Origin of the sequence: Streptomyces sp. VRA16 Mangrove soil (assembly GCF_017377775.1) — a bacterium.
In the GTDB taxonomy this organism is placed as follows: Bacteria; Actinomycetota; Actinomycetes; order Streptomycetales; family Streptomycetaceae; genus Streptomyces.
The window spans coordinates 89,519-104,792 of the sequence record NZ_JAFVLN010000019.1 but is presented as its reverse complement, the minus strand read 5'-3'; the positions used below and the strand labels follow the sequence as shown (position 1 = coordinate 104,792).

Below are 15,274 nucleotides of genomic sequence, written 5' to 3'. Positions count from 1 at the left end.
TCCCTCCCGGCCCCCGGTTCGCGCCCAACTATAAATAAGTCGATAGGTCTCTGTCGCTACCGTGATTGGACACTGACACAGAGTCAACTAGCCTTGTTTGCGCGGTTCTTCGCGCGCAGAACCGAGGACGGTCCGAGCCACGAGGGGGGAGGCTCGGACCGTCCGTTGTACGTAGCCCGGTACTAGATGGCACGTGAAATCACCGGGGAACGGATCAGTCCGTGGCCTCCTTCAGCGCACGGAGCACATCCGTCACCAGGTCCTCGGTGTTCTCGATGCCCGCGGAGAAACGGATGAACCCGTCCGGGACGGCGTCGCCGCCCCAGCGCCCGCGCCGCTCGGCGGTCGACCGTACGCCGCCGAAGCTCGTCGCGTCGTCGACCAGTGACAGGGCGTCCAGGAAACGCTCGGCCCGCGCGCGTGAGGGAAGTTCGAAGGAGACGACGCAGCCGAAGTGGCGCATCTGGCGGGCGGCGACGGCATGCGACGGGTCGTCGGGCAGCCCCGGGTGCCGCAGGCCGGTGACGTGTCCGCGCAGCGCCTCGGCCACCGCCAGCGCGTTGGCGCTCTGCCGCGCCACCCGCAGTTCGAGGGTGGCCAGCGACCGGTGGGCGAGCCAGGTCTCCATCGGCCCCGGGATCGCCCCGACGATCTTGCGCCAGCCCCGCACCGGCGCCATCAGGGCGGCGTCCGCACAGGCCACGTAGCCGAGAAGCAGATCCCCGTGGCCGGTGAGCTGCTTGGTGGCGCTGGCCACCGAGAAGTCCGCGCCGAGTGCGAGCGGGCGCTGCCCGAGCGGGGTGGCGAGGGTGTTGTCGACGGCGACCAGCGCCCCGCGCGCGTGGGCGGCGTCGACGAGCCCGCGGATGTCGCACACGTCGAGCCCGGGGTTGGACGGAGTCTCCAGCCACAGCAGCCGCGCCCCGTCCAGGACGTCCAGCTGGGCGCCACCGGCGGTCGGCGCGGTGCGCACCTCGATGCCGTACGCCGTGAGCTGTTCGCGCACCAGCGGGAAGACCTGGTAGCCGTCGGACGGCAGCACCACCGCGTCGCCCGCGCGCAGCTGCGAGAAGAGCACCGCGGAGATCGCGGCCATCCCCGAGGCGAACGCCAGACAGGAGACGTCGGAGCGACCCGGCGCCTCCAGCTCGGCGACGGCGCGCTCCAGATGGGTCCAGGTCGGGTTCTCGTCCCGCCCGTACCTGTAGGGCCCCGACACATCGCCCGGGAGGTGGAAGTGTGCGGCGAACACCGGCCCGGGAAGGGTGGGTTCGTTCTTGACCGCATCGGGCAGTCCCGCCCGTACCGCCCGTGTCCCGTCTCCCACGCTTCCCGGCTCCGTCATGCGGCTCTGCCCTCCACTGCCTCGCGCACGGCGTCGAGGAGGCCGTCGCCCGCCGCCTCGACCATCTTCAGACACTCCTCGAAGCCGTCCATGTCGCCGTAGTACGGGTCGGGGACGTCCATGTCGTCAGGGTCGGCCGCGGGATCGTAGGAGCGCAACAGCCGTACCTTCTCGGCGTCCTGCGGGGTCGGGGCGATCCGGCGCAGGGTGCGCAGATGGCCGGCGTCGAGGGCGATCACCAGGTCGAGCCGGTCGAACCAGTCGCGGCGGAACTGACGGGCCGTGTGCTCGCCGGTGTAGCCGCCCTCCTCCAGGACCCGCACGGTGCGCGGGTCGGCGCCGTCGCCCTCGTGCCAGCCATCGGTGCCCGCGCTGTCGACCTCGACGAGGCCGTCGAGCCCCGCCTCCTCGACGTACGAACGGAAGACGTGCTCGGCCATGGGCGAGCGGCAGATGTTGCCGGTGCAGACGAAACAGACGCGGAACGGTGCGGTCATGGCGGCGGCTCAGTCCTCGTCGGGCAGCACGATGTGCAGCGCCCAGGAGACCACCGAGATGATCAGGCCGCCGAGGATCGCGGTCCACAGGCCGTCGACGTGGAAGGCCAGGTCGAGCCGGCCGGCCAGCCACGAGGTCAGCAGCAGCATCAGGGCGTTCACGATCAGCGTGATCAGGCCGAGCGTGAGGAGGAAGAGCGGGAACGTCAGCACCTTCACGATCGGCTTCACGATGAAGTTGACCAGGCCGAAGATGAGCGCGACCAGCAGCAGCGTGCCGACCTTCTTGGGCGTGCTGTCGCCGGTCAGGGTGATCTTGTCGAGCACCCAGACCGCGACGGCCAGGGCGCCCGCGTTGGCGATCGTCTTGACTACGAAATTCTTCATGTGTCTGATCGTGGCAGACGGGACCGGTGGCGCGACGGGCGACGACCGGTGCGGACCGACGACGAGCGTGACGGCGAGGGCTACGAGGGCGATGAAGGCATTCCGGCTGGACGAACTGGAGGCGGAGCGGGTCGCCAACGACGGCGCGTATCTGCAGTTCCTGCGCGAGCGGAACATGTCGGTCGGGCTGTACGCGCTGGACGCGGGGGAGCACGACTCCCAGCAGCCGCACCGGCAGGACGAGGTCTACCTCGTGGTCAGCGGCCGGGCCTCGATCACTGTCGGCATGGAGACCACGCAGGTGGGAAGGGGCAGCGTGGTCTACGTCCCGGCCGGCGTCGCCCACAAGTTCCACCACATCAGCGAGGACCTGAGGGTCCTGGTCGTCTTCTCTCCGCCGGAGAGCTGACCCCGGACCCGGAGACTCCCTAAGGGTCGGGTCAGGGGAGGACAAGGGCTCCGGGGGGCCCGTTCCGGCCCGCGGCGTGCCAGCATTCAAGACAGGAAGACAGCAGGTTCCCGACAGGGGACATCGGAGGAGTCCCGCAGCGGGACAAGAAGAAGGAGCGATGGCGATGCGAGAGATATTCGCGGGCATGCCGTGGTGGGTGAAGTGGGTCGCGGTGCCGGTCATCGCCCTCGTCGTGTTCGGCGGGCTGATCGCCAGCGTCGTCGGCTTCGTGGTCTGGCTGCTCTTCAAGGTGCTGGTGTTCGCCGCGCTGGTCGGTGGACTCATCTACCTGGTCCGCCGGTTCATGGCGGGGTCCTCGTCCTCGCGCGGCAGCGACTGGTGATCTTGCGCACGAAATCCCGTGCGGGATGCGGTGGTTGTTCCGTGAGACGGTTCGCACGACCGGGGGAAGTTTCGGTTCCGGGACCGCACCAAGCGGTGGCCAAGGGTTAAAGTCCAGAATCCGACGGCTTTGCCCCCGTGAGCCCCGGGTGCGCGGGGGGACCCCACGTGCACCGGGAGTGAACCTTGGCCACGGCTGACCCCGCACCCGCCACCTCGCAGACGACGCTCATCGGCTCGGTCCAACGGGCCATGCGTCTGCTGGAAGCGGTCGCCTCGCATGAAGAAGGGGCTCCCGCCAAGCAGCTCGCCAGGGAGGCCGGCCTCGCCCTCCCCACGGCGTACCACCTGCTGCGCACGCTCACCCACGAGGGATATCTCCGCAAGGAGAAGGGCGTCTTCGTGTTCGGTGACGCGGCTGAGCGGTTGAGCAGCAGCGGAGCGCAGCAGAAACGTCGCAGCATGATCACTGAGGCGATCGAGCACTGGCGCGACACCCTCGGGGTCCCGGTCTACTTCTCGGTCTATCGCGACGGCGAGATCGAGGTGGTGGCCGTCGCCGACACCCCGGGCAACCCCGCCGTCGAGGAGTGGGCCGACTTCCGGGAGACCGGCCATGCCCACGCCATCGGCCAGTGTCTGCTCTCACAGCTCGACGAAGAGGCCCGCCTCGACCACCTCGACCGCTATCCCGCGCGGTCCATCACCCCGTACTCGGTCCGCGACGACCGCTCCCTCCTGCGCAAACTGGGCACCCTGGGGCGCATGGAACCCGTCATGGAGCGGCAGGAGTACGCGCTCGGCACGGCCTGCGCCGCGTTCCCGATCACCGTCGGATCCACCGCCGCCACTTTGGCCATTTCTGTGCCTTCCCACCAGACCGAGAAACTGCTTCCCGCCACACGCCAGTTGCAGAGAGAGATCGGAAAGCTCGTAGGGACACTCGCCTTCTCTATCAGCATCTGAAAACTCACTCCTTGTGATCCCCTGTGTACGTTGAGCAAGATGCCAGCAGCGTCAGGAAGGTCATTCCTGGCCAATCGACGGCAAGTTGACGGGGTAGGCGATGCGCGAGTCGGTACAAGCAGTTCAGGCAGAGGTCATGATGAGCTTTCTCGTCTCCGAGGAGCTCTCGTTCCGCATTCCGGTGGAGCTCCGGTACGAATCCACCGATCCGTACGCGGTGCGGCTGACCTTCCATCTTCCCGGAGACGCACCCGTGACCTGGGCGTTCGGCCGGGAACTCCTCGTCGACGGGGTCAACGGGGCGGCGGGCGACGGCGATGTACGGGTCTCCCCCGTGGAGCGGGCCGGAGGCGGGGGCACCGGCGAGATGCCGGGCGAGGTGCACATCAGGCTCCAGGTCGGCAGCGATCAGGCGCTGTTCCGGGCCGGGGTCGCGCCGATCATCGCGTTCCTCGACCGCACCGACAAGCTCGTCCCGCTCGGCCAGGAGCAGGCCCTCGCCGACTTCGAGGCCGACCTCGACGAGGCGCTGGACCGGATCCTCGCCGAGGAGCAGAGCGCCGGCTGACTCCCCAGCAGCCCGGTCCGGCATCGACGTAACGCTTCAGCAGTGCGGTGCACCCGAGCAGTACCGCCCGGCCCCCGCGTTCACGTCTTGCGCCTACGGCCCCTGCCGCCGCGTCCAGGAGCGGCCAGGGCGGGCGCCCCGGCCTCCGAGCGGTCGGCGGAGACCACCAGGGCCGCCAGCGCGGTCGTCACCGGCACGGAGGCGACCAGACCGATCGAGCCGACCAGCGTGCGGACGATCTCCTCGGCCACCAGCTCGCTGTTGGCCACGTCCATCACGCTGCTCTGAGCGATCGAGAAGAGCAGCAACAGCGGCAGCGCCGCGCCCGCGTACGCCAGCACCAGGGTGTTGACGACGGACGCGATGTGGTCGCGGCCGATCCGGATGGCCGCGCGGTACAGCCCGCGCCAGCCCATCGACGGATTGGCCTCGTGCAGCTCCCAGACCGCCGACGTCTGGGTCACTGTCACGTCGTCGAGGACACCGAGCGAGCCGATGATGACGCCCGCGAGGAGCAGGCCGCTCATGTCGATGTCCGGGTACAGGCCGTGGATCAGGCCGGTGTTGTCGTCCGTGTTGCCCGTCAGGGCGGCCCAGCCGATGAACAGCGAGCCCAACAGGCCGATCAGCAGCAGCGACACGAGGGTGCCGAGCACGGCGACGGAGGTGCGTGCCGTCAGCCCGTGGCACATGTAGAGCGCGATCAGCATGATGGCGCTCGCCCCGATGACCGCCACCACCAGGGGATTCGAGCCCTGGAGGATCGCGGGCAGGATGAAGAAGGTCAGGATCAGGAAACTGACCGCGAGGGCGACCAGCGCCATGACCCCGCGCAGGCGTCCCACCAGCACCACGGCCAGGGCGAAGATGCCGGCCAGGATCGCGATCGGGATCTTCCGGTTCACATCGGTGACCGAGTACTGGAGATTCTCCGGGGCGTCCGGCGCGTAGGCGACGATCACCTTCTGGCCCTCGTGCAACTGCCGTGGTGAGTCCGGCTGGACGACCTCCGTGAACGTACGGCCCTTGTCCTGGCCCGTGTCGACGCGGATCGTGGCGTTCTCGCAGGTGCCGGCGGCCTGTTGCTGAGCCGCTGAGCCCTTGGCCGTGGACGTGTCACCGGTCGGCGTCTGTCCCGACGCGTTCACGGACGAGCAGGGGACCTTCTCGACCTTGGTCACGGTGGCCTGCTGCGTCTGGCGGTCGAAGCCGACGCCGGTGCGCTGGTGCGGCGGGGCGCCGCCCGGCCACAGCACCGCGAGGCCCACAACCACCGCCACCGAGAAGGGAATCAGCACCGCCGCGATCACCTTGCGCAGGTGCTTCGAGACGGGCGCGGCCGGGCCGTGGCTGTGGCTGTGGGAGTGGCCGTGCCCGGCGTCGGACGGCCCGTGTCCATGAGGCGGTCGGGACGGCGGAGGCGGGGGCTGCTGGGTGCTGGTCACCGCCCGATCATCGCAAGAACGAAGGGGGCCCTCTGTTCAACGCGTCCGACATGACGCTAGCGTGGAGGCACTTTGCAAACGCGGGAGCTCGGAGCACCGGGCTGAGAGGGCGCTGACCTTCGTCCCAGCACACGTTTCACGTGAAACCGTGAAACGTGGCGTGCTGGGGAACGAACAACGCTGCGTCGACCGCCGAACCTGTTACCGGGTAATGCCGGCGTAGGGAGTAGGTCTCATGACCACAACGGACGCACGCACGCCTGCCTCCAGCCAGGGCGAGAGCCCGAACGAGGCCGGGAAGTCCATCGGCTGGCACAAGGGATACGTCGAGGGCTCGCGCCCCGACCTCCGGGTGCCGGTCCGCCAGGTGCATCTCACCAACGGGCAGTCGGTGACGCTCTACGACACCTCGGGCCCGTACACCGATCCGACCGTCGACACCGATGTCCGCCGGGGACTCGCACCCCTCCGGGAGAACTGGATCATCGCCCGCGGGGACACCGAGGAGTACGTGGGACGCCCCGTCCGCCCCGAGGACGACGGCATCAAGCACACCTCGCCGCGCGGCGGACTGCGCAACCTGGACGCGGTCTTCCCGGGCCGCCCGCGCCAGCCGCGGCGCGGCCGTGATGGCCAGGCCGTGACCCAACTCGCGTACGCGCGACGGGGCGAGATCACCCCGGAGATGGAGTACGTGGCCATCCGGGAGAACGTCGCGCCCGAGGTCGTCCGCGACGAGATCGCGGCCGGACGCGCGGTCCTGCCGGCCAACGTCAACCACCCGGAGATCGAGCCGATGATCATCGGCAAGCGGTTCCTGGTGAAGGTCAACGCCAACATCGGCAATTCCGCGGTCACTTCGTCCATCGAGGAAGAGGTGGAGAAGATGACGTGGGCGACCCGCTGGGGCGCCGACACCGTCATGGACCTCTCCACCGGCCGCAACATCCACACCACCCGCGAGTGGGTGCTGCGCAACTCCCCCGTCCCGATCGGCACCGTGCCGCTCTACCAGGCCCTCGAAAAGGTCGACGGCAGGGCCGAGGAACTGACCTGGGAGATCTACAAGGACACCGTCATCGAGCAGGCCGAGCAGGGCGTGGACTACATGACGGTCCACGCCGGCGTCCGCCTCCCGTACGTCCCGCTGACCGCCAACCGCAAGACCGGCATCGTCTCGCGCGGCGGCTCGATCATGGCCGCGTGGTGCCTCGCGCACCACAAGGAGAGCTTCCTCTACGAGAACTTCGAGGAGCTCTGCGAGATCCTCGCGGCGTACGACGTCACGTACTCGCTCGGCGACGGTCTGCGTCCCGGCTCCATCGCGGACGCCAACGACGAGGCCCAATTCGCGGAGCTGCGTACGCTCGGCGAGCTCAACTCGATCGCCAAGCGGCACAACGTGCAGACGATGATCGAGGGCCCGGGCCACGTCCCGATGCACAAGATCAAGGAGAACATCGACTTCCAGCAGGAGATCTGCGAGGAGGCGCCGTTCTACACGCTCGGCCCGCTGACCACCGATGTCGCCCCGGCCTACGACCACATCACGTCCGGGATCGGCGCCGCGATGATCGCCTGGTGGGGCACGGCGATGCTCTGCTACGTCACGCCCAAGGAGCACCTGGGCCTGCCGAACAGGGACGACGTGAAGACCGGCGTCATCACGTACAAGATCGCGGCGCACGCGGCGGACCTCGCCAAGGGGCACCCGGGCGCACAGGAGTGGGACGACGCGCTGAGCGACGCCCGCTTCGAGTTCCGCTGGGAGGACCAGTTCAACCTGGCCCTGGACCCGGACACGGCACGGGAGTTCCACGACGAGACGCTGCCGGCGGAGCCCGCGAAGACCGCGCACTTCTGCTCGATGTGCGGTCCGAAGTTCTGCTCGATGAAGATCTCGCAAGACATCCGCCGCGAACACGGCACGGCGCTGTCGGAGCGGTCCGAGATCGAGGCGGGCATGGAGCAGAAGTCGAAGGAGTTCGCGCAGGCCGGCAACCGCGTCTATCTGCCGATCGCCGACTGACGCGTACGCGCGCACGACGACGGGCTCGGGGCTGGTGCACAGTGCCCCGAGCCGAGGTCATGGCCCCGTGCTCCGCCGGAGGTCAGTCCGGCTGGTGCTCGGGGCCGCCGAAGTCCGGGCTCGAGAAGTCCGGGCTGGAGAAGCCGGCGCGCTGCCCGGTGGCGGTTCCGCCGCCGTCCGGGCTGCTGAACCCCGGCCTGTTGTAGCCGAGCTGGGGCATCCGGCCGACGGAGCCGGGGCGGCCGCCGAGCGCGCCGCCCCCTGCCGAGGGCGGGTCGGCGAGCGCCTCCCGCAGGAACGGCAGGATGCCTCGCTCGAGCAGGGCCCTGGTCCAGGCTTCCCTGGCCTGTGCCACCGCCTCGTTGGACTCGCCGTGCGCGTCGGCCTGGAGTGACGTCGCCCCGTTGCGCAGGGCCGCGAGGAGCAGGCAGACCGCCGCGACGAGGATGCCCGCCGCGGTGAGCGCGCCGAAGATCCAGCCGGTCGACAGCAGGGTGCCGGCGAAGTCCGGTGGCGGGTTGAGCATCTTCAGGATGTAGCCGACCAGCAGAAAGATCGCGGCGGCCGTCCCGGCGAGCACCGGGAAGAGGACGACGGCGACCGCGGCGATGCCGGGCCCTGTCGTCTCCGCGACTTCACTCACGGTCGCGGCGAAGCCCATCGGGCTGCCGCCGCTGGATTCCGAGGTCGTGCCGGAAGCGGTGCCTCCTTCGTGGAGTGGCTGAGGCCGCGGGGCGGTGCGCAGATCCTCGCGGACCGATATGTAGTGCTGGTACTCGCTGGCTGCCGCCGCACTGATCAGTGCGGCCGCGTTGAGCGCCATGGTGCGCAGCTGTTCGGGGTTGAGCCGCTGGCCCACTGCGGCGAGATCAGGCCGGTTCGGTGCGGTACGCAGCGCCTCATCGAGGATCCGCTCGAACTCGGGGCGGTCCTCGTTCAGCAAATGCGGAGCGCTGTTCATGTGCATCCCCCGATGCTCCGTAGGGCTTGGTGGCTCGCATGGGTACGAGCCGTCGGGCAGAAACGGAGGGGAGCCTGCTACGGATAAGCCGATGGTAGAGCTGTCACGGCACGCGGTGACAGGGGGTTTCCGGAAATTGGCCTTGTGGCCAGCCGGATCCTCCGCTTACCGCGCCTGCCCGATCAACTCTCAGATATCCATCGGCAGTTGCTGGACCAGCAGCTTTCCGGCCATGGTCACGCCGCCGTCCATGGCGATGGCGAGACCGCCCGCGTAGACGTGCGGACCCTCGACGACGGGACCGCTGTCCTCGCCGTCGCCGTCTTCGCCACCGACCTCACCGAGGAGGTACGGGATCGGGCTGTGGCCGTGCACCACGCGGCTGCCGCCGTAGGCGTCGAGCAGCTCGCGCACGGCGCCGGGGCCCGACTCCTCGTCCCGGAAGGCGAACCGCTTGGTGAACTTGCGGAACAGGTCCCAGCACTCGTCCGCGTCGTTACGCGTGAGCGTCTCGCGGATCGTGTCGTTGACCGCCTCGATCGAGTCGCCGTAGTCGAGGTAGGCGGTGGTGTCGGAGTGCATCAGCAGGTGGTCGTCCTCGATCTCGATCGCGTCGAGCCGGGACATCCACTGCAGATGCACGTCCTGGAGGCGGTCCATGTCGGACTTCTGCCCGCCGTTGAGCAGCCAGGCCGCCTGGAAGGTGGCGGTGCCCGCCCCCGAGTTGACGGGGGTGTCGGCGAAGCGCTTGGCGCCGAGCAGCAGCAGCTCGTGGTTGCCCATGAGTGCCTTGCAGTAGCCGCCCGCCGCGGCGGCCTCCGCCGAGAGCCGCATCACGAGGTCGATGACGCCGATGCCGTCCGGGCCGCGGTCGGTGAAGTCGCCGAGGAACCACAGCCGCGCGGTGCCCGCCGCCCAGTTGCCCTCGGCGTCGATCAGACCCTTCTCCTGGAGGGCGGCGATCAGCTCGTCGAGGTAGCCGTGCACGTCGCCGACGACGAACAGCGGGCCGGGTCCGTCCGTCGGCTGGGGCGCCGGCTGAGCGGGCTGAGCGGCCTCTTCCGGCACCCGGACCTGCACCGTGTCACCTCGGTTGATGACGGGCAGATCGCGCTCGGTGGGCGTGTACCCGTCGGGGAAGGCGTCGGGATTCTCCGGGCCGGGGGCGGGCTCGGTCGGCACCACGTTCGCCGGTACGTCATGGACGTACGCGGGAACGCGGAAATCACGCAGCGTCTCCGTGCGCGCTGCGGGTCCCTGACCGGCCCCCTGAGTCATCGACCCCTCCACCATTGCGCCGCCTGTGCACCGGATCGGACTGCCTGGTCGCAGCGGCCCGCGGTGTCGTGCGCCCATCATAGGAATGCGGCTCGTGCTGTGTGATGCACCAGGGGTGGTGAATCGGTGACGGGGGGCTGTTCGCCACGGATTTCTCCCGAATTGGTGCGGACTTTTCCTTGACGACTTCTCTCCGGCTCCCCACGGATCTCCGAGGATTCCGGGGCCGCCCCCGCGGGAGCGGGGGCGGCGAAAGCGGTCAGCTCTGCTTCGGGGAGCGTGGCGGACTGACCGTGGTGCGGGAAGGACGCCGTTGCGACGAGGTCCGCACGATCAGTTCCGTCGGTATCACCTGCTCGACCGGTTGGTCCGAATCGACCCCTTCGATGGCGTCGATGAGCAGCTGGACGACGGCCGTGCCGATGCGCCGCGGTTTGAGCGAGAGCGTCGTGATGGGCGGCTCGGTGTTGGAGTAGACGTTGGACTCGCTGCAGCACACCAGCAGCAGGTCGTCCGGGACGCGCAGGCCGTACCGACGGGCGGCGGCGAGCAGGTCCGTGCCGTTGGGGTCGAACAGACCGTAGACGGCGTCGGGGCGGTCGGGCCGGGCGAGCAGCCGGTCGGCGGCGACGGCGCCCGCGCACGGGTCGTGCGCGGGGTACGACTCGTAGACCGGTTCCTGCCCGACCGTCTCGCACCAGCGCAGGTACGCGGAGGTGGAGAGGTGGGTGTACGTGTCGGTGGTGGTGCCCGTGAGCAGGCCGATGCGGCGGGCGCCGGCCTCGGCGAGATGGTCGAGGATGCCGAGCACGGCGGCCTCGTGGTCGTTGTCGACCCAGGCGGTCACGGGCAGGGTGCCCGCGGGACGTCCGTCCGAGACGACGGGCAGGCCCTGGCGGACCAGCTCGCTGACGACCGGGTCGTGGTCGGAGGGGTCGATGACGACGGTGCCGTCGAGCGCGACGTTCGACCACACGTCGTGGCGTGAGGTGGCGGGCAGGATGACGAGGGCGTACCCGCGGGCGAGTGCGGCCGATGTGGCGGCCCTCGCCATCTCCGCGAAGTACGCGAATTCGGTGAAGGTGAAAGGTTCATCCCCGTACGTCGTGACAGTCAGGCCGATCAGCCCTGACTTGCCGGTACGGAGCGTTCGGGCCGCCGCGGACGGGCGATAGCCCAGTCGGTCGGCGACCTCGCGGACATGGCGTCGGGTGGCGTCGGGGAGCCGGCCCTTGCCGTTGAGTGCATCGGAGACAGTCGTGATCGAGACCCCGGCAGCGGCGGCAACGTCTCTGATGCCTGCCCGGCCCGGCCGGGTGCCTCTGCGGGTCGTCTCCGCCCGGCTCACCTGGTGCTTCCCTGCTGCTGTCATGGCGAGCCGATAGTAGGGCTCATGCGGCTGCATGGCGGGGGCGCATATGCCGGGGTTGACAGGCACGTTTCTGCAAGGTGACGAGCCGTCAATGACCATGGAATACAGGGGAGTTGAAGGTCAAGACTCTTATACGTCACTTGTCGGCACGCATGAGCCTGCCAAGTCGACGATGTTGCGAGTAGGTCTCAACTCACCTTCACGGGTGATGCGCGCCACGGCGCGAGCCACCGGCGCGCGCCAGGGCGGGGAGCGCTCCCCCTCCGTCGTACGCCTTCGAGGGGCTCCGCGAGGCGGTGGGGCCCGGCCCATTGGGGCGGGCGGCGAATCCTCTTAAGGTGAGCAGTATTGGAACGGTGGCCACAAGGAGGACTGCGGTGAGCGAGAAGTACCCCAAGCTGCGTGCGGAGCTGGAGGGGGTTCCCACCTACAAGCCGGGCAAGCCGGCCGCCACCGGGGGCCCGGCGGCGTTCAAGCTGTCCTCCAACGAGAACCCGTACCCCCCGCTGCCCGGGGTCATGGAGCAGGCGATCGCCGCGGCCGGGACCTTCAACCGCTACCCGGACATGGCCTGCACGGGCCTGATGAACGAGCTGTCCGAGCGGTTCGGCGTGCCGCTGACGCACCTGGCCACGGGCACCGGCTCGGTCGGTGTCGCGCAGCAGCTGCTCCAGGCGACCAGCGGACCGGGCGACGAGGTCATCTACGCCTGGCGGTCCTTCGAGGCGTACCCGATCATCACCCAGATCAGCGGGGCGACCTCGGTGAAGGTGCCGCTGACCGACGGCGAGGTGCACGACCTGGACGCGATGGCCGACGCCATCACCGACCGGACGCGCCTGATCTTCGTCTGCAACCCCAACAACCCCACCGGCACCGTGGTGCGCCGTGCCGAGCTGGAGCGGTTCCTCGACCGGGTGCCCTCCGACGTCCTGGTCGTCCTCGACGAGGCGTACCGCGAGTTCATCCGCGACGCCGAGGTGCCGGACGGCGTGGAGATCTACCGCGACCGGCCGAACGTGGCGGTGCTGCGGACCTTCTCGAAGGCGTACGGGCTCGCGGGGCTGCGCGTCGGGTTCGCCGTCGCCCATGAGCCGGTGGCCGCCGCGCTGCGCAAGACGGCCGTGCCGTTCGGCGTCAGCCAGCTGGCGCAGGACGCGGCCGTCGCTTCGCTGCGCGCCGAGGACGAACTGCTGGGCCGTGTGGGCTCGTTGGTGGGCGAGCGCGCCCGGGTCGTCGATGCGCTGCGGGGGCAGGGCTGGACCGTCCCCGAGACCCAGGCCAACTTCGTGTGGCTGCGGCTCGGGGAGAAGACGATGGACTTCGCGGCTGCGTGTGAGGCGGCCGGCGTGGTCGTGCGGCCGTTCGCCGGCGAGGGGATGCGGGCCACGATCGGCGAGACCGAGGCCAACGACATCTTCCTGAAGACGGCGGAGGCGTTCCGCAAGGAGCTCTAGGTCTGGGCTCCGGGCTCTGCGACCCGGGTGCCCGGCCGGAGCGGGCTCGACGCGGACCGGGCCGCCGTCGCGCACGGTCCCGAGCGTGCGCGGGTTCCCGTCGAGCCGGCCGAGCAGATCGCACGGACTCGCGAGGCGGCATGCGTCGCCTCGCGAGGTCGGTGGGGAGGCCGTAGGGGAGGGCGAGCGCGTCGCCGTCCGTCCAGAAGCCCACCGTGCCGGGTTCCACCGCCTGTCGGGCGCCGTCCCCGCGCGGGACGCCGACGCCCGTGTCGAACCCGCGTCGAAGTGGACCTCCTCGCCCCGGATGCGCGCCGTCGCGGCGAGCGGAAGTGTCGTGAGCAGGGCGCGCGTTGTCGGAGTGTCCTCGACCGTCGCCGTGAGATGTCCGGCCGGCCAGACGATGCGGATGCGGGTCTGAGGCCGTTCTGCCGTCGGCCGCGGGCGGCGAGCTCAACAATGTGTTGAATCCCCTCGGAACCCCCTTGCGGTCAGGGGGATGTGGCGTTCCTCGCAGTAAGGGGACCCCCCTTCGGATCCCGACAACCAGTACGACATAATGCTTGTGAATGTGAACGCGTTCACAAGCGTGTCCCGGTTCCTCCCGGGATTTGTGGGATTAAAGGGGCAAACTGCCGCTGTGACCACAGCGATGTAAGGAGAAGACGCAGTGGACCTGGCTCTGGCGCCGGAGACCCTGGCGCGATGGCAGTTCGGCATCACGACCGTCTACCACTTCCTGTTCGTCCCCCTGACGATCTCGCTCGCGGCGCTCGTCGCCGGGCTGCAGACCGCCTGGGTGCGCACGGAGAAGGAGAAGTACCTCAGAGCCACGAAGTTCTGGGGAAAGCTGTTTCTGATCAATATCGCGATGGGTGTCGTCACCGGCATCGTTCAGGAGTTCCAGTTCGGCATGAACTGGTCGGACTACTCCCGCTTCGTCGGTGACATCTTCGGGGCGCCGCTGGCCTTCGAGGCGCTGATCGCGTTCTTCTTCGAGTCCACCTTCATCGGGCTGTGGATCTTCGGCTGGGACAAGCTGCCGAAGAAGCTCCACCTCGCCTGCATCTGGATGGTCTCCATCGGCACCGTCCTGTCCGCGTACTTCATCCTGGCGGCCAACTCCTGGATGCAGCACCCGGTCGGCTACAAGTACAACAAGGCCAACGGACGCGCGGAGCTCACCGACTTCTGGCACGTGCTGACGCAGAACACCGCGCTCACGCAGGCCTTCCACACGCTCACCGCCTCGTTCCTCACGGGCGGCGCGTTCATGGTCGGCATCGCCGCCTTCCACCTGGCACGCAAGAAGCACATCGCCACCATGAAGACCTCGCTGCGGCTCGGCCTGGTCACCGTCGTCATCGCCGGTCTGCTCACCGCCGTCAGCGGTGACCTGCTCGGCAAGGTCATGTTCAAGCAGCAGCCGATGAAGATGGCCGCCGCCGAGGCCCTGTGGGACGGCCAGAACTCCGCGCCGTTCTCGATCTTCGCCTACGGGGACGTGAGCAAGGGGCACAACACCGTCGAGCTCTCCATCCCCGGGATACTGTCCTTCCTCGCCGACGACAACTTCAACTCGTACGTCCCCGGCATCAACGACACCAACAAGGCCGAGCAGGAAAAGTACGGGCCCGGCGACTACCGCCCGATCATCCCCGTCACCTTCTGGGCGTTCCGCTGGATGATCGGCTTCGGGATGGCGTCCTTCGCGCTCGGCATCCTCGGGCTGTGGCTCACCCGCAAGAAGTTCATGCTGCCGCAGCACATGAGGGTGGGTGAGGACGAAGTGCCGAACCTGGTGCTCTTCAAGAACAAGGCCCTCAGCCCGAAGTTCACCAAGCTCTACTGGCTCGCGGCCCTGTGGACCCTCGGGTTCCCGCTGATCGCCAACTCCTGGGGCTGGATCTTCACCGAGATGGGCCGCCAGCCGTGGGTCGTCTACGGCGTCCTGCAGACGCGTGACGCGGTCTCCCCCGGTGTCTCGCAGGGCGAGGTCATCACGTCGATGACCGTCTTCACGCTGCTGTACGCGGTGCTCGCCGTCATCGAGGTCAAGCTGCTGGTCAAGTACATCAAGGCCGGTCCGCCCGAGCTCACCGAGGACGATCTCAACCCGCCCACCAAGATCGGCGGGGACCGTGACGCCGACAAGCCGATGGCCTTCTCCTACTAG

The 15,274-nt window shown here is 68.9% G+C and carries 14 protein-coding genes, 1 pseudogene and 1 riboswitch; of the genes and pseudogenes, 7 read left to right on the top strand and 8 right to left on the bottom strand.

Features of this window, described 5'->3' with window-relative positions; genetic code table 11:
• Positions 1 to 214 precede the first annotated feature (214 nt).
• The 3 genes from J3486_RS36665 to J3486_RS36655 are packed head-to-tail and all read right to left on the bottom strand — an operon-like array spanning position 215 to position 2,229.
• Complete coding sequence (locus J3486_RS36665) at positions 215 to 1,345, bottom strand: cystathionine gamma-lyase (RefSeq protein ID WP_207828135.1); 1,131 nt, start codon at positions 1,343 to 1,345, stop codon at positions 215 to 217.
• Positions 1,342 to 1,842 (bottom strand): low molecular weight protein-tyrosine-phosphatase, encoded by a 501-nt coding sequence (locus J3486_RS36660; RefSeq protein ID WP_207828134.1) that lies wholly within the window; start codon positions 1,840 to 1,842, stop codon positions 1,342 to 1,344. Before J3486_RS36660 ends, J3486_RS36665 begins: the two co-directional genes overlap by 4 nt.
• Positions 1,843 to 1,851: 9 nt before the next feature.
• Complete coding sequence (locus tag J3486_RS36655; protein ID WP_207828133.1) at positions 1,852 to 2,229, bottom strand: phage holin family protein; 378 nt, start codon at positions 2,227 to 2,229, stop codon at positions 1,852 to 1,854.
• Positions 2,230 to 2,320: 91 nt separating this feature from the next.
• On the opposite strand from J3486_RS36655, the gene J3486_RS36650 reads away from it, so the two are divergent.
• From J3486_RS36650 to J3486_RS36635, 4 genes are all read left to right on the top strand, one after another.
• Positions 2,321 to 2,638 carry a cupin domain-containing protein gene (locus J3486_RS36650; protein WP_207828132.1) on the top strand — a complete coding sequence of 106 codons (318 nt, stop codon included), beginning with the start codon at positions 2,321 to 2,323 and terminating at the stop codon, positions 2,636 to 2,638.
• 166 nt (positions 2,639 to 2,804) lie between these two features.
• The gene (locus tag J3486_RS36645; protein WP_207828131.1) at positions 2,805 to 3,023 is read left to right on the top strand and encodes a DUF5326 family protein; all 219 of its coding nucleotides are present in this window, start codon (positions 2,805 to 2,807) and stop codon (positions 3,021 to 3,023) included.
• 185 nt (positions 3,024 to 3,208) lie between these two features.
• Entirely contained in the window at positions 3,209 to 3,988 is a 780-nt protein-coding gene (locus J3486_RS36640) for an IclR family transcriptional regulator (protein ID WP_267878273.1), read from the top strand.
• A 100-nt stretch (positions 3,989 to 4,088) separates the two neighbouring features.
• A complete protein-coding gene (locus J3486_RS36635) occupies positions 4,089 to 4,556 on the top strand; it encodes an SsgA family sporulation/cell division regulator (protein WP_207828130.1) in 468 nt (155 codons plus the stop codon).
• A gap of 80 nt (positions 4,557 to 4,636) precedes the next feature.
• Here J3486_RS36635 and J3486_RS36630 read toward each other — a convergent pair whose 3' ends face one another.
• Positions 4,637 to 6,001, bottom strand: a complete 1,365-nt coding sequence (locus J3486_RS36630) for a YibE/F family protein (protein WP_207828129.1) — start codon at positions 5,999 to 6,001, stop codon at positions 4,637 to 4,639.
• A gap of 70 nt (positions 6,002 to 6,071) precedes the next feature.
• Positions 6,072 to 6,244, top strand: a riboswitch (TPP riboswitch).
• Between J3486_RS36630 and thiC the strand changes: the two genes are divergently transcribed.
• Positions 6,237 to 8,030, top strand: coding sequence for a phosphomethylpyrimidine synthase ThiC (gene thiC, locus J3486_RS36625; protein WP_229379184.1), 1,794 nt, complete (start codon positions 6,237 to 6,239; stop codon positions 8,028 to 8,030). It overlaps the preceding riboswitch by 8 nt.
• A gap of 82 nt (positions 8,031 to 8,112) precedes the next feature.
• On the opposite strand, the gene J3486_RS36620 is transcribed toward thiC, so the two are convergent.
• From J3486_RS36620 to J3486_RS36610, 3 genes are all read right to left on the bottom strand, one after another.
• On the bottom strand, positions 8,113 to 8,997 hold the full coding sequence (locus J3486_RS36620; RefSeq protein WP_207828128.1) for a hypothetical protein: 885 nt from the start codon (positions 8,995 to 8,997) through the stop codon (positions 8,113 to 8,115).
• A 183-nt stretch (positions 8,998 to 9,180) separates the two neighbouring features.
• Complete coding sequence (locus tag J3486_RS36615) at positions 9,181 to 10,269, bottom strand: metallophosphoesterase (protein ID WP_207828127.1); 1,089 nt, start codon at positions 10,267 to 10,269, stop codon at positions 9,181 to 9,183.
• A gap of 259 nt (positions 10,270 to 10,528) precedes the next feature.
• Positions 10,529 to 11,641 (bottom strand): LacI family DNA-binding transcriptional regulator, encoded by a 1,113-nt coding sequence (locus J3486_RS36610; protein ID WP_207828126.1) that lies wholly within the window; start codon positions 11,639 to 11,641, stop codon positions 10,529 to 10,531.
• A 377-nt stretch (positions 11,642 to 12,018) separates the two neighbouring features.
• Here J3486_RS36610 and hisC point away from each other — a divergent pair, with 377 nt between their 5' ends.
• Positions 12,019 to 13,098 carry a histidinol-phosphate transaminase gene (gene hisC / locus J3486_RS36605; RefSeq protein ID WP_207828125.1) on the top strand — a complete coding sequence of 360 codons (1,080 nt, stop codon included), beginning with the start codon at positions 12,019 to 12,021 and terminating at the stop codon, positions 13,096 to 13,098.
• 57 nt (positions 13,099 to 13,155) lie between these two features.
• On the opposite strand, the pseudogene J3486_RS36600 reads toward hisC, so the two are convergent.
• Positions 13,156 to 13,503: pseudogene (locus J3486_RS36600) on the bottom strand (hypothetical protein); the annotation flags it as partial.
• Between the two features lie 265 nt (positions 13,504 to 13,768).
• Here J3486_RS36600 and J3486_RS36595 point away from each other — a divergent pair.
• Positions 13,769 to 15,274 carry a cytochrome ubiquinol oxidase subunit I gene (locus tag J3486_RS36595; RefSeq protein ID WP_207828124.1) on the top strand — a complete coding sequence of 502 codons (1,506 nt, stop codon included), beginning with the start codon at positions 13,769 to 13,771 and terminating at the stop codon, positions 15,272 to 15,274.